Raw genomic sequence first — 19,401 nt, 5'->3', positions numbered from 1 at the left:
TTATGAGAATTAAATTGTTACTTTTATTATTAATAGCTACTAGTTGTTTTGCTCAAAAAACGACTGTTTACACCATTGGCGATTCGACAATGGCTAATAAATCGAAACCGAATGAAAACCCAGAACATGGCTGGGCGCAGGTTTTACAGCAATTTTTTGACAATAGCGTGGTGGTTGATAATAGAGCACAAAATGGTCGTAGTACCCGTAGTTTTATCAATGAAAAACGTTGGGATTCGATTTTGAAAACCTTAAAGAAAGGCGATTATGTTTTTATCCAATTTGGGCATAATGACCAAAAAGAAAATAAACCAAGTGTTTATACTAATCCACGAACGGCTTATCGCCAAAATTTAATTCGATTCGTATTAGAAACCAGAGCTAAAGGTGCTACTCCAGTTTTGTTTTCCTCAATTGTTAGAAGAAATTTTAATGCGGAAGGTACTTTGGTCGATACCCACGGTCTTTATCCAATGGAAACCCGATTAGTAGCTACAGATTATAAAGTGCCGTTTGTTGATTTACAATATTTAACTGAATTATTAGAAGAGTCTTATGGAGTGGAAGGTTCTAAAAAGTTGCATTTGCATTTTAATGCTGGCGAAAGTGCTTTTTACAAAACCGAAAAACATGACGATACTCATTTGTCATTGTTAGGAGCTACTGAAATAGCTAAATTGGCTATAGCCGAATTGAAAAAGACCGATTTAGACTTGAAAAAACACATTAAATAATAATTACTATGAAAAATAATTCTTTTTATTTTGTCCTGTTGTTGTGTTGCAATGTTTTATGTTCGCAAACTAAAATTGTAGATAAAAAGCTTGAAATAGAAAGAATTGTCAATAGTATTCAATTGCCTGTTGTTCCAAATTATAAGGTTACTGTGACTCAATTTGGAGCCAAAGGTGATTCGGTGACTAATTGTAAATCGGCTTTTGATAAAGCAATGAAAGCCTGTTTAAAAAAGCATGGTGGGACTATTATTGTTCCTAAAGGAATTTATACCATTAACGGACCGATACATTTTGTTAGTAATGTCAAATTGCATTTAGAGACAGGTGCTAAAATACGATTTGGTTCTAATTCTAAAGATTATCCTTTGGTGTTAACCAGTTGGGAAGGAACAATGTTGTATAATTATAGTCCGTTAATTTATGGGAATAATGTAGAAAATGTTGCTATTACCGGAAACGGAATTATTGATGGGGAAGCTAAGGATGCCTGGATAAAATGGAAGCCTCTTGAAGAAAAGGACAAGCTTTTAAGCAGAGAAATGAATCATAATAATGTTCCTTTAAAAGACCGTGTTTTTGGCGAAGGGCATTTTTTAAGACCGCAACTGATTCAGTTTTTTAATTCGAAAAATATTTTGATTGAGGATGTAAAAATTGAAGACTCACCATTTTGGTGTATTCATTTATTAAAATCTAAGAGCATTACCCTTCGCGGATTAAAGTATGACGCTCAAAACAATAACAATGATGGAATAGATCCTGAATATTCGAGTGATATTTTAATAGAGAAAATACAGTTTGATAATGGCGACGATAATGTGGCTATTAAGGCGGGACGTGATAATGAAGGACGTGATAATTCAAATAGTCCTTCTGAAAACATTGTAATTAGAAATTGCGAATTCAAAGGCCTGCATGCTGTGGTTATTGGCAGCGAAATGTCGGCGGGTGTCCGCAATGTGTATGTGGACAATTGTAAAGCCAGAGGTTATTTGAAAAGAGGGATTTATATTAAGACCAATTCAGATAGAGGTGGCTTTGTTAAAGAGCTGCATTTCTCTAATATCACGTTAGGAAAAGTAGAAGATTGCATTTATATGACGGCTAATTATCATGGAGAAGGCAGTGGTTTGTATCCTTCTAAAATTTCAGATATCTCTATTTCAAATATCACTTGTGAGGCTGCTTCAAATACAGCTATTATCATCGAAGGTTTTCCGGAGAAGAAAGTCGAAAATGTAGTTTTGGATAGAATTACGGTAAAGTCAGCTAAAAACGGAATGACATTAATTAATACTCAAAATATTAGTGTAAACGAAATTATTATTGGGGATAAAATAGGAGTTCCAAGCTCTGTGAAATAACTTTTTTTCCTAAAAATATACTATTAAAAACCCGTTGGGTGTAATTATTAAAAATGTATGAGAACCGGTTTTAATGAAGTTGTTCTTGTTCTCGATACAATTTTCTATCGAAAATCACTACCAATGACGTTTTTATTAAAAGTGAAAAAATTAGATTTACCAATTTTCTTTTTTGCTTGATCAAAAAAGAAACAAAAAAATCAAGTCTTGCGCCTCCTCGTCGGTCAAATTAGTTTTCGAATGCTAAAAGAAAAGAACTCGTTATCGCTCAAACAGCTTTTCTTTCTACGCATTTCTTCAAACATTTGACACTCGACTGTGGAAGCTAAGGACAGTTGAGTATCACAAACACAATAACAATTTGATATAAGTATAAAACGTAATTTTATATTACTTTTTTTTAGAAAAAAATTATACCTCGAACTAACAAAATATATCTAGGGTTAATTTCTAAACAGAAAATACAGTATCGTAGTTAGCGTACTGGTGTTTTCGAATTCTCTTAAAAAAGCATAAGCTCTCTTCATCTGTGTTTTTACAGTATTGATGGAAATATTATACATTTCTGCAATTTCGGCATAACTGTGTCCTTCTACAATATGTGATATGAAAATCTCTCTTCTGGCTTGAGGAATCTTGTCAACTAAAGTGAAGATTTTAGGTTTTTTATTTTCCTCCGCTTTTTCAAAAACAACTTGTTCTTCAAATTTAGGAAGGATGATTTTGTTTTGGTCTAAACTGATTGTTTTGTGTTTTTCTAAATGCTGAAGACTTAAATTTTTTACCGCTTTTGCCGCATAAGCCTTAAACGAAATAGTAAAGTTTAGGGCTTCTTCTTTTTCCCATAGATAAATAAAAAAATCCTGTACAACATCTTTCGCTACATCTTTATCCTTAGTTATGTTAAAAGAAACTAAAGATAAAAAGGCAAAATGCTCTTTGTACAAGTCTTCAAATATTTTTAAATCTTTATGAGATGACATTTAGAAATAGGGATTATTCGTTTTGTAATGGATTACATTGCATCAAATATAAAATAAAAAGTTAGTTTTTTTTCATAATGTGTAAAAAAAAATAAAAATAATTAATAATGTTGTCACCCTAAAATATTATTTCTCTAACATAACTTTAACATACAAATAAATATAATGGACTCCAACCCAAAATTGATTAATATCCTAAAGGAAATAGTAAGTAATGGAAGCATTGATGCTTCCAAGATAGAATTGTTGTCTCAAGAAGAGCAAGAATTAATTAAGGAATTGCAAGAAAATAATTTGTTAGAAGAAGCATTATTACATGTGGAATCGATGGATGTTGATGAAAATTGGGAAGAATTAAAAGAGAAGATGAATCTTGATAAAAAGCCCATTGTAATTAATTGGAAAAATATTTTTCAATATGCAGCTGTTTTTGTGGGGTTGTTAAGTTTGGTTTATGTTTTTCAATATAAAACTGATTCACGAACTAAAACTATAATCCCTGCAGATGCTATTCAATTGGTTCTAGAAAATGGAGATGTTCAGATTTTAAGCCCTAATGGAAAGCAACAAATAGTAAAGAAAAACGGTGAAGTAATTGCTTCTCAAAAAGAAAATAAAATTAGTTATCGTTCGGCTACTTCGATGGATAAATTGGTTTATAATGAAATTAAGATTCCTTATGGTAAAACCTTTGTAATTACTTTGTCGGATGGAACAGTAGTCAATATGAATGCAGGTTCTTCTTTAAAATATCCAGTTCAATTTATCAAAGGGCATAATAGAGAAGTTGTTTTAGAAGGAGAAGCTTTTTTTGATGTTACTAAAGATAGAAAACATCCATTTATAGTTAAAACAAGAGGTGTTGATGTTCGAGTTTTAGGAACAAAATTTAATGTGAGTTCGTACAAAGAAGATGTAGATATTAATACTGTATTGGTTGAGGGGTCGGTTAGCATGTCTAATGCGGCTACGCCAAATGAGAAAGCTATGCTTGTACCAGGAGAAAAAGGAACCTGGAATAATCAAAAAAGAGCAATAGCTGTTGAAAAAGTAGATACCCGATTTTATACCGAATGGATGAATGGGGAACTTGTTTTTAGAAAAACAGCTTTTAAAGATATTATAATAAAATTAGAACGATCTTATAATGTTACTATTGAGAATAATAGAAAAGAGCTGCTAGATAAAAAATTTAATGCCAGTTTTAATAAGAATATTGAAAGTATTGAGGTGGTATTAGAAACAATGAGTAAAATTCAAGGCTTCACTTTTAAGAAAGAAGGTAAGCTAATAAAAATAAACTAACTAATTTACTAACTAACCAAAACTAATTCATGAGATGAGAGTGTAATTTTTTTAAAGGAAGAAATACATGAAAAAAAAATCGGGAAATAGTACCAGTATTTCCCGATTTAGTAATGTGTTTCAAACGACGTGTAGAAATTAAATCATTTAAAACCAAACCAAAATTATGAAAAAAATAATTAAAGGGAAATGGCTTAGTCCGTATTTGCCTAAAATTAGCCTAAAGATGAAACTAACCACGCTATTATTGATACTGTCATTGGTGAGAATCCAAGCCAGTACCTATTCGCAAAATACAAAGTTGACATTAAATGTGAACAATACTTCTGTTGAGCAGCTGTTCAATAAAATTGAGTCTGTTTCAGAATATCGATTTTTATTTGAGAGCAACCTGATTGATTTAGACAGAAAAATTTCTGTGAATGTTGAGAAAAAGAAAATTGTTGAAATTTTAGATAAAATATTCAAAGGCACTGATATTTCTTATACTATTAATGATCGTCAGATATTATTAGTTAAGAAAAAAGAACAAGCAGTTCCAATGGTAACGAATACTGTTGTTAAATCAGTCGTTGAGCAAGATGCTATTCAGGTTTCAGGAGTCGTTAAGGATGAGAATAATATGCCAATGCCGGGTTTAAGTGTAGTTGTTAAAGGGAAATCTAATTCAACCAGTACTGATATTGAAGGGCATTTTAAATTGAATTCCGTTGACCCGGATGCTACTTTGGTGTTTTCTTATATTGGCTATAAAGACCAATTAGTTGCAGTGAAGAATAGAACTGTTATTAATGTATCAATGCAAGTGAATGTGAGTGAGTTAAATGAAGTAGTTGTTAATTATGGTTATGGAAAAGTTAGGAAGGCTGATATGACTGGAGCAACATCTAGTATTACTAGTAAAGAACTTTCAAAAATACCAGTGACTAGTGCAGCAGAGGCATTAAAAGGTAGATTGCCAGGTGTGAATGTTACCTCAGCTGATGGTGAGCCAGGAGCAAGTATCAGAATTAGAGTTAGGGGAGGTACTTCAATTTCTCAAAGTAATGATCCTTTGTTTATTGTTGATGGACTTATTGTTGGAAATATAGATAATATTCCAGTAAATGATATTGCCAGTATTGATGTTTTAAAAGATGCTGCAGCTACAGCTATTTATGGAGCGCAGGGGTCAAATGGAGTAATTGTTGTAACGACTAAGAGCCCTGTAGCAGGTAAGGTTAGCGTATCCTATAATAACTATTTTCAATTTAGTGAGTTGCCTAAAGACAGAAAATATGAAGTTTTAAGCCCTTATGAATTTGCTATGGCTAATTATGAATATGCAGCTTTACAGGGTACTACAGCTTTACAAAGTTTTGAAAAATTCTATGGGAAGTATGATGATTTGGAATTGTATAAACAAAAAAAAGGGACTGACTGGCAGGATAAAATTTTTGGAGGGTCAAGACTTTCGCAATATCATAATTTAAGTATTGGTGGAGGTAGTGAGACTACTAAGGCTAATTTAAGTCTTACAAATAATAAAGATGAAGGTTTGTTGAATGGATCCGGGCTTGAAAGAACAGCAATTAACTTTAAGTTGAATCAACAAGTATTTAAAAATCTTAAAGCTGATTTTACGGCAAGAATAACAAACACAGTAACGGACGGTGCAGGTACATCTACAAATGCACAATTAAAAATAAAAGATGCTGTTCAAGCAAGACCTATAAATGGTATTGCAGATGATCTAGATATTGATCTTACTCAGGTAAATAGTGATGATGATTTTACACAATTTATATTAAGTTTAGTAGATCCAAGTGAATTGGTTAAACAGGATTGGAGAAAAAGAACGGTCAATGAATACGTTTTTTCTGCTGGACTAACTTGGTCTATATTAAAAGACTTGGATGTTAAATCAACTATTACTACTTCAAGATCTTATTCGGAACAATTAAGATATTATGGACCGCTTACAGGTGAGTCTTATAATAATGGAGGAAGTTTACCATTAGGGGAAAGAACAATTGCAGAAGGTCAATCTTATCGTTTAGTGAATACCTTGAATTATAGAAAAAAATGGAATGATATTAAATTAGATGTCTTAGTTGGTCAAGAAATTTCTTCATTGACTGGAAAAAGTAATTTTTTAAGAGGTGAAGATTACAGATTATCCATTACTCCTGAAGAACTATTCGCAAATATGCAATTTGGTAGGGTTGATAGAATTGCTGGTGCTGAAGCTACTCCATTTAATAGAAAGTCAGTTTTTGGAAGATTTGATTTTCAGTTAATGGACAAATATATATGGACGCTTACTACAAGAGCAGATGAATCTAGTAAATTTAGAGGAAGTAATAGATTAGGGATTTTTCCAGCACTTGCATTTGCCTGGAAAATAAAAAATGAGAACTTCATGAAGAATGTAGATTTTGTAGATGAACTAAAATTAAGAATAAGTTATGGTCAAACTGGAAATGATGGAATAACTACCGAAGCAACACAATTTCTTTTTAATGGTAGCACATTGAGAGGGCCAGGTTTTGGGAATTTTGATAATCTGTATTACACACCTTCTAGTAGTACACTGTATAATCCTGATTTAAAATGGGAAAGTACTGCTACAAATAATATTGGTTTGGATTTTGGTCTTTTTAACAGAAGATTGAGTGGAAGTTTCGATTACTATAAAAATGAAACAAGAGACTTGCTTTACCAAGTAGATATACCTCTTAATACAGGTTTTGAGAAACAATTTGAGAATATTGGTAATACTTCAAATAGAGGTTTTGAGTTTGCATTGTCAGGAGTGATAGTAGATTCAGATGATTTTAATTTCTCTGTTAATGCTAATATTGGTAAAAACGATTTTAGGATAGATAAATTGGATGGAAAAATGACTGAATTGAACAACATAAGATCCAATTGGGCAAGTACCGATCTTAAAAACATAAATGATTTTTCCTTAAAACTTGGTGGTAAAATTGGAGATTTTTACGGATTTGTAACTGATGGTTTTTATTCGACAGATGATTTTGACCGTTATGATACAGCTACACGTAAATATGTTTTAAAGAGTGGTGTACCAGATAGTGGTGCTCTTGTAGGTAACAGTAATATTAGACCAGGTTTCTTAAAAATAAAAGACTTAAATAATGATGGAGTTATTAATGATAGTGATAGAAAAGTTTTAGGAAATGCAACACCTGACTTTCAAGGAGGTTTTGGTTTTAATGTAAGTTATAAAGGTTTTGACTTATCTACATTTTTTGATTATCAAGTAGGTAACGAGGTTTATAATACAGGAAAAATACAGTATAACCAATTTAGAAGGGTTACTTACGGAAATTTATTATCGTCTATGAGCTCTGATAAGAGATTTACTTATGTGGATGTTGATGGACAATATACAGGAACTCCAGGCGGTATCGTAACAGATTTAGCTCAATTAGCAGAAATGAATCAAGGGAAGACAATATGGTCGCATAATAGTTTTGGTATTGCACAAGCTCTTATTAGTGATTTTGCTATTGAAGATGGTTCATTTCTTAGGTTGAATAATCTAACATTGGGATATAGTTTACCTAAGAAATTAATATCTAAAGTAGGTTTGACACAATTTAGATTGTTTGCTACAGGTAGAAATTTACATATATGGACTAAGTATTCTGGTTATGATCCGGATGTTAATTCGCAGTCAAGTAATCCATTAACTCCAGGTGTAGATTATTCATCTTTTCCTAAAAGCCGTTCTTATACCTTTGGTCTTAATCTAACGTTTTAAAATAAAACAAATATTAGATATGAAATCGTTATTTAAAACAAGTTTATTGTAAACAAACTATGGTAATTAAAGAAGATATCATATTGACCTCTAACAAATAAAAATTACAGATATGAAAACAAATTATATATTAGCTATTTTTGCATTTTTGCTTTTAGCTTCCTGTCAAAAAGACTTTTTAGACCCTGATTCTATTTCAACCTTCGATAATAAATATATTTATTCTAATGTTGATGACGCTAGAAAAGGAGTGAATGCAGTGTATTCTTATTTTCAACAAGATGCTTTTAGATCAAGATTGTCTAACAATATGTGTGGGAATACAGATATTGAAAGACAATCAGGTTGGGGAAGCACTGCAGATAGATACCAAATTTGGGATTTAAACGCGTTGGATACTAATGGAGATTTAAATATAGTATGGACTTATGCTTATAGAGCTATTGGAGCTGCTAACATTTCTATCGAAGGAATAAAAGCAAGTGGGAATTTAGACTCTTCAGATCCCAGTGTAAAAAGAACTTTTAATCAATTATTAGGAGAATGTTACGTACTAAGAGCTTATTGGTACAGTATGTTATCCTTTTATTTTGGTGATGTGCCTTATGTAATAAAAGCTCCTGTAGCGGGTCAAAATTTTAATGTGCCTAAATCAACCAGAAATGAAATTTTAAGTCAGGAAATCCAAAATATTATTGATGTAGAAGAAAAGATGTTATGGGCTGACCAACTTCCATACGGTATTGAGCAAGTGAATCGTGAATATGCTTTAGGTATGATCGCTAGATTATCATTACAACGTGGGGGGTATTATTTAACACCTGAATTAAATATGGTTAGGGATAGTGATTACAAAGATTATTATCAAATTGCAAAGGATTACTCTGCGAAATTAATAAGTTTAAAAGACAGACCATTACCAACTGATTTTAAACAAATCTTCATGAATGAATGTAAGTTTTTAACACCTCTAAATGAAGAAATTTTATGGGAAGTTCCCTTTCCTAAAGGAAGTGGTGATGTGGGCTGGAATATTGGAATTACAGTTATTGGAGGGACAACATCTAAACACGATTACGGTGCAGGAAACAATTATATGGGTATGCCTCCTACTTATTATTTGTCTTTTGATAGTAAAGACAAACGTCGTGATGTAACTTGTGGTTTATATCAAATTAATGCCGATTTTTTACCAGAAATCATCCCAAACTCAAATAATATTGCTCAAGGCAAATGGAGTAGACATTTTTTAGATACTCCTCCAGGAAAACAATCTGCAAAAGGAACGGGAATCAACTGGCCTATGATGCGTTATGCAGATGTTTTATTGATGTATGCTGAAGCAGAAAATGAATTAAATGGGCCAACTGTTGGTGCTCAAAATGCGCTTAAAAGAGTACGTCAAAGAGCATTTGATCAAACAGAATGGATTACTAAAGTTGATGGATATGTAACTCAAGCATCTGCATCTAAAAACGCTTTTTTTAATGCTATAGTTGATGAACGTGCTTGGGAATTTGGTGGCGAAATGATTCGTAAATATGAATTGATTCGTTGGGGTATTTATTCAGAAAAAATGAAAAAAACTGTTGATGGTCTTAAAAAATTAGCTGATGATGCTTTCAATGGAGTGGGTACAGGACCTGATTATCTATATTGGAAGTTAGATGATAAAGGTAAATTTGTTATTTTAAATCCTGACACTAAAATTGCTGCTGCTCCTGATGCTACGTGGAAAAGACAGGCATTCTTAATCCAATTGCATAATAACACTACAATTTACCAAGATTGGATTCTTAAAGATTATGCTAAGTATTATTTAGATGGTCCACAACCAGGTGTTGCAAGATATATATTTCCAATCCCTGCAATTAGCATTGTAACTAGCGAAGGTACCCTCAATAATGATGGTTACAAATTTAAATAACAGAATATAAAATTTATAGAGATGAAAAATATAAGTAATATTTTAAGCATAAAGATGGTTTTGTTTTTATGTTTAAGCGTTATGTTGTTTAACGCTTGTCAGGAAGAGGAACAAAATTTTGAAAAAACACGTTTATTTCGTCCTGTTCTTTCGGATAAATTAACAGCCGAAGGAAATGTTATAACTGTTAATATGGGAAAATTAAAAGAAGCTATTGGCTACACATTGGAAGTGAGTAGGGATACTTTTAAAACCATAGATTATACAATTAAAACGGATAACAATTATGTTAAGATTGATGAAGCTCTTATAGGAGAAGGATTGTATTGGAATACCTTATATCAAATAAGAGCCACTGCTCATGCTCAAGACCCTCAATATGATAGTAAAGTTTCTGATTTAGGAAATGTACAAACGGAACGATTTCCTACGATATTAAATATTCCTACGGCATATGATGTGACAGATATTGCTGCCAGAGTAACTTGGAAACCTCTTGGAGCTGCTGTAACAAGCATGAAAGTTTTTGCTGGTGATGATTTAAAACTTAAAACGCCTTTGTTTCCTGAAACGGTAGTCACATCTGCTGAACAATTAGCTGGAGTGTCAATAGTTTATGGTTTGTCTCCAGAAAAAAAATATCAAATAGCTATTTATAGTGGTACTACCCTTAGAGGTTGGGTAGATTATACTACTAAAGTAAAAGATATAGACCCTAATGGTCCAGGAGTGATTGATATTAGAGCAAATCAAAGCCTTTCTGCTGTTGAAAATGCTTTAGCTACTGCTCCAAATGGTGCTACTATATTGGTGAAAAGAGGTGTTACTTATGATATGCCAACTTTTGCAATAAATAAATCGGTTACTATTAGAGCAGCTTATGGTTTTGGTGAAAAGAAAGCTAGATTATTAAAGGATGGTAATATGAATATTGCATCAGGTGTTACTATTGATTACATTCGTTTTATTGATGTAGAAATTAGAGGAAAAAAATACGATGCAAATTATGCTTTTAATCCTACCAGTGTAAATACAACTATTACTGAGTTATTGTTTGATAATTGTAAAATAGGTACACTACGAGGTATACTTAGATTGAGAAATACGACAAGTATTACTACTTATGAAATTAAAAACTCAGTGGTAGATAGTATTGGTGGATACGGATTGTTAACTTGTGATCAGGCTCCGGCAACACCACAAACTGCAACTGTTAAGAATATTAAATTAACAAACAGTACATTTAATAAAGTTACATGGCTTGTTGTTTCTAAGAATAATTCTCAGTCCATTGCAATTGAAGGTTGCACATTTGCAAATGTTACTAATTATTTCAGTTATTCAGGAGGTACTGCTAATAATAATGTGACCAGTGGTATTTCAATTAAGAATTCTATTTTTGGACATTCTTGGGATGAAACACGTGTAGCTACAACTTTTACAACAACTGGAGTCTCCACTGGTTTAGCTAGTACAAGTTTTGATGTTGGAAACTGTTATACAGTGTCAGATATTACTTGGAGTAAAGAAGTTCCTAATTTAACACCCAAAACGTACTCCAAAAATCAGAATGATTTATGGGTTGATCCACAAAATAATGATTTCAATTTTAAAGATAAAACTTTTATTGGAAGAATAACTGCAGGTGATCCAAGATGGAGATTGAAATTATAATTCTCTAATCATTCATAAAACGTTCACTTTGTTTAAGTGAATGTTTTATGAATTAATATTCCTTAATACTATTGCAACGATCTTAAAAGTTGCGATAATTTATTATTCAAGATTAGGGAAAAACAATAATTAGTTTTTGTTAGTTTTTTATTGAGGCATGCTTAATTTATTTTGCATGCCTCTTTATGTATGCCCCAATTTTAAAAAATATTATACCTAAAAAGATATGAAAATAGTACAACTAATTTTTTTAATGCTATTAACCACAAGCTGTAGTAAAGATTCTGGTTCAGGAACTGAATCGAATCCTGTAGTAGAAGTAGACAAGCCAACACAAATTACTGAAGTAGTTTCTGCTTTTCCCGGAGCACAAGGATTCGGACAAAAAACAACTGGTGGAAGAGGCGGAAAAGTTTTATTTGTAACCAACTTGAATGATTCAGGCACAGGAAGTTTAAGAGCTGCTGTTGACTACAGTGGTGCACGCATCATCCTTTTTAAAGTTTCTGGAAACATAAGTCTTAAATCTACTTTAAAAATTAATAACCCAGATGTTACCATAGCAGGACAATCCACTCCTGGAGACGGAATATGTATTAAAGATTACCCTGTTTCTGTAGCAGCTGATAATGTAATTATTCGTTATATGCGTTTCAGAATGGGAGATGAAGCCCAGCAAGAAGCAGATGCCTTAGGTGGTCGATTTCATAAAAATATAATTGTAGACCATTGCTCAATGAGTTGGTGTACCGATGAATGTGTCTCTTTTTATGCCAATGAAAATACTACAGTACAATGGTGTATTGTTTCGGAAAGTTTAAAAACTTCATTTCACGTAAAAGGAGCTCATGGTTATGGAGGCGTTTGGGGAGGTAAAAATGCTTCTTTTCATCATAACCTCTTAGCACATCACGACAGTAGGAATCCAAGATTAGGCGAAGAAGCCGGAAAAGCATTTGCTTTAACTGATTTGGTTGATTTAAGAAATAATGTGGTTTATAATTGGGGAGGGAATAGCTGTTATGGTGGTGAAGCAATGAATGTGAATATTGTGAATTGCTATTACAAGCCAGGTCCTATGACAGCTAAAACAACTCGTATTTTATCTATCGATAAGAATAAAATCGTAGGAACTGAAGTCTATGATATTTGGGGCAAATTTTACATCAATGGAAATTATGTAGAGGGTAGCCTGGCAACATCAGAAAACAACTGGGATTATGGAGTTTATAATCAGTTTTATTCGGGATATGGAACTGTTTCTGATTCAGATAAAGCGGCGATGAAATTAGCTCAGCCTCTTGATATTAAAAATAATGTGACCACTCATACTGCCCTTGTTGCTTATGATAGAGTGCTTAAATTCGGCGGTGCTAATTTAGTGCGTGATGCCGTTGATACTCGAATTGTTGACAACGTAAAAAATAAAACCTATTCATTTGAAGGTTCGAATGGAGGAACTAAAGGAGCTATTGATTCTCAAACTGATGTAGGAGGATGGCCTGAATTAAAAAGCACGACTCCCCCATTAGACACAGATAATGACGGAATGCCAGACGAATGGGAAGTAAAAATGAAATTGAATCCAAAATTAGCGAATGCCAATGGCAAAGAACTAAGTACCGCTTATGATAATGTAGAAGTATATATTAACAGCATAGTTGATGCAGTAAATACAGGACAATATGATTAATCGATTTTAATAAAAATGGATTTTTTCACGACGTATTTGCATTCATCACATAAAAAAAATAAGAAAAATGAAAAATAGTATAGTTTTAATAGGTTTAGTATTCTTCTCTTTATTCTCATGTTCGAAAGACGATATGGGTAAAGAAGCACAAGTAAAAACAATTGTTATTAATGGTGATAATTCACTAACAAGTACGCCTAAGCAACTAACAGCGGTTGTGCTTCCCAGTGATGCGGCAAATAAAGAGCTTATATGGAGCGTTTCAGATCCTACCATAGCTGTTATTACCGAAACAGGACTTTTAACAGGGATAAAAAACGGAACTGTGAAAGTTATAGCTACGGCAAAAGATGGCTCAGGAATTAAAGCAGATAAAACATATACCGTTACGGGAATAACTTCAACAGCTGTATTTATAGAGAGTATCGCTATTACAGGAGCTAATATCACCAATGGTCAACCACTGCAATTAACGACTCAAATTGCTCCTGCAAATGCAACTAATAAAACACTCAATTGGACTATTTCAAGCCAGGCAATAGCTACTATTAGTGCAGAAGGATTGCTCACTCCCAGACTTAATGGTACGGTTACTGTAACAGCTACATCTACTGATGGAAGTGGAAAAAGTGCCCAACTACAAATAACTATTTCAGGAGTTACAACCGTATATCAAACTACAGTAAGAGGTGAAAGTATCTTACTATGGCAAAGAAATAATGGAGGATGGGGAAAAGCAGTTCCTGATTTAAATCAGTACAATGTGGCACCTACATCTCAAGAAAAAACTATTGCATTGGCTTCAAAAAACAATACAGATACTACAATAGACAATGGGCATGTGGTAACCGAATTGCGATGGCTGCTTGCCGACTACAAAACAACTCAGAATCCGAATTATTTAGCAGCAGCTGAAAAAGCGATTGATTGGCTGTTTTTAGCGCAATATGCTAATGGCGGTTGGCCACAATACTATCCTGATAAAAGTGGTTACAGACATCAAATAACGTATAATGATAATGCCATTGCTAATGTGATGAATTTGATGTGGGATATTATTAAAGCTAAAAACAATTTAGAATTTGTAAATCCAACTTATAAAGACAAAGCAGTAACTTCTTTTAACAAAGGAATTGATATCATATTACAAACACAGATTACTTACAAAGGCAAAAAAACGGTTTGGTGTGCGCAACACGACGAAGTAACTTTGCAACCGGCATTGGCCAGAGCCTATGAATTACCGTCTTTTAGTGGTTCTGAATCCGTGGGGATTGTACGTGTTTTAATGTTAGTGGAACAACCATCAGCTGCGATAAAACAAGCCATAAAAGATGCTGTTGATTGGTTTAATGGAGCTAAACTTTTTGATATTACAACGAAAAAAATTACCGACTCTTCTCAACCTTCTGGTGAGGACGTGATAGTAGTCTCTTCTCCTGGAAATGTAATATGGGCTAGATTTTATGATTTAACTAACAATTTACCAATGTTTTGCGGGCGTGACGGAATTCCAAAAACAACATTAGCAGAAATTGATAATGAGAGAAGAGTAGGCTATTCATGGTATGGTAATTGGCCTTCAACTTTGATCGCAACTGAATATACAGCATGGAAAGCTAAACATGGGTTATAAATAATTAAAATTAGAGCCTGTTTAAATTTATTTTAAAAAAAGAAATTTTCTTTTCCCCGTCCCTAAAGGGCGGAAAATTTCTTGAAAATTCATCAAAATTACACCCTTTAGGGATTGGGGAAGTTAATTTTGATGAATTTTAAACAGACTCTTGTTCTAATTGATTATTGTCTCAATTAATCGTGAGCGAAAATTAGATTTAAGCATTTTTTCAAATTTTAATCACAAATAAAAAAGAGTACTAATGATAAATAAAAATAAACTAATGATTTTAAATTTTTTAATGGCTTCTTTTTTTTTAATAAGCTGTTCTACAACTGATACTCCAAAAGAAACGCCTACAGAAGAAACTCCAAAAGAAGAAGTCAAATCTTATGATATTATTGTAGATTCAAAAGGGACAGGAGATTTTACCACGGTTCAGGCAGCACTTAATTCGGTTGTTTTTTTGAAAACTATTGAGACTAAAATTTTTGTCAAAAACGGAACTTACAAAGAAAAGTTAGAGTTGTCTAAAAACAAAAATAATATTAGCTTGATAGGGGAAAGCAAGGGAAATGTCATCCTTACATATGATGATTATGCTTCTAAAAAAAATAGTGCAGGACTGGAAATTGGAACATCCGGGTCAGCTAGTTTTATTATTGCAGGAGATAATTTTAAAGCCAAGAATATTACTTTTGAAAACTCATCAGGGCCAGTTGGTCAGGCAGTAGCTGTTAGAATTGATGGGGATAAAGTAATTTTTGATAATTGTAAATTCCTGGGCTTTCAAGATACATTATATCCACGTGGAAGCAGCAGCAGACAATACTATAAAAATTGTTATATCGAAGGAACAACCGATTTTATTTTTGGTGCTTCAACGGCTATTTTTGATCAATGCGAAATTTTCGGAAAAACAGGAGGGGCATACCTAACAGCTGCCAGTACTCCACAAGCAAATCCGTATGGTTTTGTATTTTTAAATTGTAAATTGACTACTAATTCAGGGAATAGTACTTATTATTTAGGAAGACCTTGGGGAAATTATGCCCGTACTGTATTTGTTAAATGCGAAATGGCAGCACATATAAAAGCAGAAGGCTGGTATAACTGGAGTAAACCGGAAGCAGAAGCTACCACTTTTTATGGGGAATATTTATCTACTGGTGCAGGAGGAAACACTGCTTCACGTGTAAGTTGGTCTCATTTATTAACACTAGAACAATTTACAACTCAGTATACCCTAAGTGCTATTCTTAAAGATTGGACTCCCGTTTTGTAACTTTGAAAAATAGGGATGTAATTAGGATAAGGGGAAATGAATTTAAAAATAACAAATGAACAAAGTAGTGAGACATTATAGAAAAAAAAGCTTAAAAAGGATATTGTTTTTGCTTTTTGTTGTTTTCTTTCAAAATATAAATGCTCAGTATCTAAAAGGTTTAACTCAGGTAAGAGATACTTCTTTTGCGACAGCGAGTGCTTTTAAAAAGACATTGAAATACCATCCGAATACCACGATGGTTGCCGAAATGAATTTCGATTTTGTAAAACAAAAAAACAATGTCGTTTATTGTAGCTACGGAAAACGCAAAATGAAATTAGATGTTTTTTTTGATAAGAACAGCAAGAAAAAACAAACGGCAATCATCATCATTCACGGTGGTGGTTGGCGTTCAGGAAGCAGAGAACAACATCATCCGATGGCGCAAAAATTAGCGAGTTTGGGTTATGTGTGTTTCACTCCCGAATACCGACTTTCTACCGAAGCACTTTTTCCAGCGGCTATTTATGATGTGAAAGCGGCTATTCGTTGGGTTCGAAAAAATGCCAATCAATACAATATCGATCCAAATCAAATTGTGGCGCTGGGATTTTCAGCAGGTGGAGAAATGGCAGCATTTATGGGAACAACGGCAAATATGCCACTCTTTGAAGGCGTGGTGACCAATTCTAATTCGCAATCTCAGCTAAATGCAGTTGTTGATATTGACGGAACTTTGTCTTTTGTACATCCTGAAGGGGGTGAAGGCGATGACAGCAAGAATATTTCTGCGGGAACCTATTGGTTTGGTTATTCGAAAAAAGACAATCCAAAACTTTGGGAAGCAGCTTCGCCTTTGAGTTATGTAAGTGCGAGTACACCGCCAACATTATTTATTAATAGTTCGGTAGCCCGAATGCACGCCGGCCGCGATGATTACAGAAAGGTTTTAGATAAAAACGGAATTTACTCGGAAGTGTATGAATTCGAAAACTCACCACATACTTTTTGTCTTTTTAATCCTTGGTTTGATCCAACGATTCAATATATAGATGGTTTTTTGAAAAAAGTTTTTAAGAGATAAAAAGTAGTTTTAAGCTGTGTCCTTAGCTTCCGCAGTCGAGTGTCAAATGTTTGAAGAATACGCAAAAAGAAAATCTGTTTGATCCGCCGCGGCGGAGAGTTATTTTCTTTTAGCATTCGAAAACTAATTTGACCGACGAGAAAGCGTAAGACTTGAAATCGAAGATTCATGAATACCGAAAAAAACAATAAGAATGCGTGAATATTTTTTTGTTTCTTTTTTGATCAAGACAAATCGAAGATTCAGCGAATACCAAATAAAATAAAAGTCAAATGAGCTAAAAAAGAAAATTGATAATATAATTTTTTCACTTAGTGAAAATATCATTGGTAGTGTTTTTACATAATAAAATGAGACAAAAAAAGCCGCAGGAATTTCTTCTTGCGGCTTTCTTTTTTTGAGTTTTTGTATTGGCACGGGCGGAGGGATTCGAACCCCCATCAACGGTTTTGGAGACCGCTATTCTACCCTTGAACTACGCCCGTAGAAAACAAGAGCTAATTGCCTTGAGGGCGCAAATATACTTTTATTTAGAGAAAAAACGAACAGCAGCAGCAAGTATAAATAATAAATTTTGTTGCTGTTTTCTAATGAAATGGTTAGGAGATACTTGCGTGGAAATCTTTTTTTATTTCTGGATGAATTTTTCTTTATTAAATTTTTCGGCTTGGCGAATTGGCGGAAATCGGAGATTGTAATCTCTGCCAAACGCGAACGAAGTTAAGAAATTAGGCAAATTTTTTATCTGAAATCAGCACTGGCTATTACAGGCGGTTGTAGGCAGTGCTTTATTTTGATGATTTAAACTTCTTAATATTCAAAGCTTTCTGTTTTATCCATTGAATTGAAATATCAACAGTTTCTGTAATATCGCCGGAAGAAGTATTGTGACCTAATGTTGAAAACAAGGTATATTCGAAAGGTTTACCTTGAACTTTGAATGTATTTAGTTGCTCTATACATAACTTTACTGGAATTTGGATATCTTTCTCGCCAAAAAGCCAAAGCCCTGGAATTGAAAGTGTATTCAAATAATTTTTTGGATCAGTTGCTGTAAACTGATACCTGTCAGAATCATTTTTGATATGTTCACGAGCTTCTGCTTCCGTATGATTTTCCCAAAAATTATTGTTTCCATTAGTATAAAATTGAAATCGAAGTTGTTCTAAAGTTGTCATTGTAGGGCAGCTAAATAAAACCATAAATTCTATTTGTTGATTTTTACTTGCAGCAATTGGGATTATCCATCCTGCTTGACTGAAGCCAACTAACCCAATAGGTGTTTTTTTATCTTTTAAATAGCTTCGAAATGTATTTACTGCTGCATTTGCATCGTGAGATAATAAATTAAGATTAGTAGTGTCAATATTATTCGTGCCAACAGATGGTCCTACATATACACCACCTGATTCTCCAACCCCACGTTTATCATATGTCAATACAGCAATACCTTCTTTGGCAAGACGTTTAGCGAACTCCATTTCTCTTTTTACAGGATCAGACCCATGAACAATTACAACTGCTGCAAATGTTTTTTTAGGCGTTAAAATCGAGCCTGCAAGAGTGACGCCTTGACTTTTAAACTTTACATCTTGAATGGTAAAATCGGCCGATTGAGAAAATACCATTTCTGGTATAGTTAATAATAATAACCAAAGAAATAAGTTAATGTTCATTTTGGTTTAATTTAAAAATTGTTTTGAATTGTCTTGGTCTTCGTTAGTATTGCCTACAGCGTTCTGGGGCTTTGCGATGGTGGGGCAATCGAAGCACAAATCTTCAATTTTGCACAAAAGTTCAATCGAAGAACTACCGTTGAATTTAGCAGTTTCGCTCCACTATTGCAAAGCCCTTGTTGAACTAAACCTTCGGTAGCACTTACCGTAGTTTTAGTACCTTACGAATATAATTAAATTTCGTAAGTTATGGCTACAAAAAAAAGCATCCAGAAGATTTAAGAGAAAATAAAATTCTCAATCA

12 protein-coding genes and 1 tRNA gene are annotated in these 19,401 nt (G+C 33.2%); 10 read left to right on the top strand and 3 right to left on the bottom strand.

The window, feature by feature from the left end; translation table 11 throughout:
• The first annotated feature begins 2 nt into the window (after positions 1–2).
• On the top strand, positions 3–734 hold the full coding sequence (locus GTZ96_RS14145) for a rhamnogalacturonan acetylesterase (RefSeq protein WP_161644564.1): 732 nt from the start codon (positions 3–5) through the stop codon (positions 732–734).
• Between the two features lie 8 nt (positions 735–742).
• Positions 743–2,101: a glycoside hydrolase family 28 protein gene (locus tag GTZ96_RS14140; RefSeq protein ID WP_161644563.1), complete on the top strand. Its 1,359-nt coding sequence runs from the start codon at positions 743–745 to the stop codon at positions 2,099–2,101.
• Between the two features lie 443 nt (positions 2,102–2,544).
• On the opposite strand, the gene GTZ96_RS14135 is transcribed toward GTZ96_RS14140, so the two are convergent.
• Positions 2,545–3,084, bottom strand: a complete 540-nt coding sequence (locus GTZ96_RS14135; protein WP_161644562.1) for an RNA polymerase sigma factor — start codon at positions 3,082–3,084, stop codon at positions 2,545–2,547.
• A gap of 165 nt (positions 3,085–3,249) precedes the next feature.
• Here GTZ96_RS14135 and GTZ96_RS14130 point away from each other — a divergent pair, with 165 nt between their 5' ends.
• The 8 genes from GTZ96_RS14130 (at position 3,250) to GTZ96_RS14095 (ending at position 17,421) form a co-directional block, all read left to right on the top strand.
• On the top strand, positions 3,250–4,389 hold the full coding sequence (locus tag GTZ96_RS14130; protein WP_161644561.1) for a FecR family protein: 1,140 nt from the start codon (positions 3,250–3,252) through the stop codon (positions 4,387–4,389).
• A gap of 166 nt (positions 4,390–4,555) precedes the next feature.
• The gene (locus GTZ96_RS14125) at positions 4,556–8,158 is read left to right on the top strand and encodes a TonB-dependent receptor (protein ID WP_161644560.1); all 3,603 of its coding nucleotides are present in this window, start codon (positions 4,556–4,558) and stop codon (positions 8,156–8,158) included.
• Between the two features lie 112 nt (positions 8,159–8,270).
• Entirely contained in the window at positions 8,271–10,085 is a 1,815-nt protein-coding gene (locus GTZ96_RS14120; protein ID WP_161644559.1) for a RagB/SusD family nutrient uptake outer membrane protein, read from the top strand.
• A gap of 21 nt (positions 10,086–10,106) precedes the next feature.
• The gene (locus GTZ96_RS14115; protein ID WP_161644558.1) at positions 10,107–11,759 is read left to right on the top strand and encodes a DUF5123 domain-containing protein; all 1,653 of its coding nucleotides are present in this window, start codon (positions 10,107–10,109) and stop codon (positions 11,757–11,759) included.
• A gap of 226 nt (positions 11,760–11,985) precedes the next feature.
• On the top strand, positions 11,986–13,452 hold the full coding sequence (locus GTZ96_RS14110; RefSeq protein ID WP_161644557.1) for a pectate lyase family protein: 1,467 nt from the start codon (positions 11,986–11,988) through the stop codon (positions 13,450–13,452).
• 67 nt (positions 13,453–13,519) lie between these two features.
• Positions 13,520–15,088 carry a pectate lyase gene (gene pelA, locus GTZ96_RS14105; RefSeq protein ID WP_161644556.1) on the top strand — a complete coding sequence of 523 codons (1,569 nt, stop codon included), beginning with the start codon at positions 13,520–13,522 and terminating at the stop codon, positions 15,086–15,088.
• 244 nt (positions 15,089–15,332) lie between these two features.
• Entirely contained in the window at positions 15,333–16,355 is a 1,023-nt protein-coding gene (locus tag GTZ96_RS14100; protein ID WP_207720190.1) for a pectinesterase family protein, read from the top strand.
• Between the two features lie 55 nt (positions 16,356–16,410).
• Entirely contained in the window at positions 16,411–17,421 is a 1,011-nt protein-coding gene (locus GTZ96_RS14095) for an alpha/beta hydrolase (RefSeq protein ID WP_161644555.1), read from the top strand.
• Between the two features lie 411 nt (positions 17,422–17,832).
• On the opposite strand, the gene GTZ96_RS14090 is transcribed toward GTZ96_RS14095, so the two are convergent.
• Positions 17,833–17,906, bottom strand: a tRNA-Trp gene (locus GTZ96_RS14090).
• 303 nt (positions 17,907–18,209) lie between these two features.
• On the bottom strand, positions 18,210–19,097 hold the full coding sequence (locus tag GTZ96_RS14085; RefSeq protein WP_161644554.1) for an alpha/beta hydrolase family protein: 888 nt from the start codon (positions 19,095–19,097) through the stop codon (positions 18,210–18,212).
• Positions 19,098–19,401: the final 304 nt, after the last annotated feature.

The organism is Flavobacterium undicola, assembly GCF_009909155.2.
GTDB lineage: Bacteria > Bacteroidota > Bacteroidia > Flavobacteriales > Flavobacteriaceae > Flavobacterium > Flavobacterium undicola.
This window is presented reverse-complemented; position numbering and strand designations above follow the sequence as displayed.

What these genes read in the sequence shown, in the direction of transcription:
- GTZ96_RS14125 (WP_161644560.1), top strand. Translation starts at nt 4,556, where the DNA reads ATGAAAAAAATAATTAAAGGGAAATGGCTTAGTCCGTATTTGCCTAAA.
- GTZ96_RS14130 (WP_161644561.1), top strand. Translation starts at nt 3,250, where the DNA reads ATGGACTCCAACCCAAAATTGATTAATATCCTAAAGGAAATAGTAAGT.
- GTZ96_RS14110 (WP_161644557.1), top strand. Translation starts at nt 11,986, where the DNA reads ATGAAAATAGTACAACTAATTTTTTTAATGCTATTAACCACAAGCTGT.
- GTZ96_RS14115 (WP_161644558.1), top strand. Translation starts at nt 10,107, where the DNA reads ATGAAAAATATAAGTAATATTTTAAGCATAAAGATGGTTTTGTTTTTA.
- GTZ96_RS14140 (WP_161644563.1), top strand. Translation starts at nt 743, where the DNA reads ATGAAAAATAATTCTTTTTATTTTGTCCTGTTGTTGTGTTGCAATGTT.
- GTZ96_RS14135 (WP_161644562.1), bottom strand. Translation starts at nt 3,084, where the DNA reads ATGTCATCTCATAAAGATTTAAAAATATTTGAAGACTTGTACAAAGAG.
- GTZ96_RS14085 (WP_161644554.1), bottom strand. Translation starts at nt 19,097, where the DNA reads ATGAACATTAACTTATTTCTTTGGTTATTATTATTAACTATACCAGAA.
- GTZ96_RS14145 (WP_161644564.1), top strand. Translation starts at nt 3, where the DNA reads ATGAGAATTAAATTGTTACTTTTATTATTAATAGCTACTAGTTGTTTT.
- GTZ96_RS14120 (WP_161644559.1), top strand. Translation starts at nt 8,271, where the DNA reads ATGAAAACAAATTATATATTAGCTATTTTTGCATTTTTGCTTTTAGCT.
- GTZ96_RS14095 (WP_161644555.1), top strand. Translation starts at nt 16,411, where the DNA reads ATGAACAAAGTAGTGAGACATTATAGAAAAAAAAGCTTAAAAAGGATA.
- pelA (WP_161644556.1), top strand. Translation starts at nt 13,520, where the DNA reads ATGAAAAATAGTATAGTTTTAATAGGTTTAGTATTCTTCTCTTTATTC.
- GTZ96_RS14100 (WP_207720190.1), top strand. Translation starts at nt 15,333, where the DNA reads ATGATAAATAAAAATAAACTAATGATTTTAAATTTTTTAATGGCTTCT.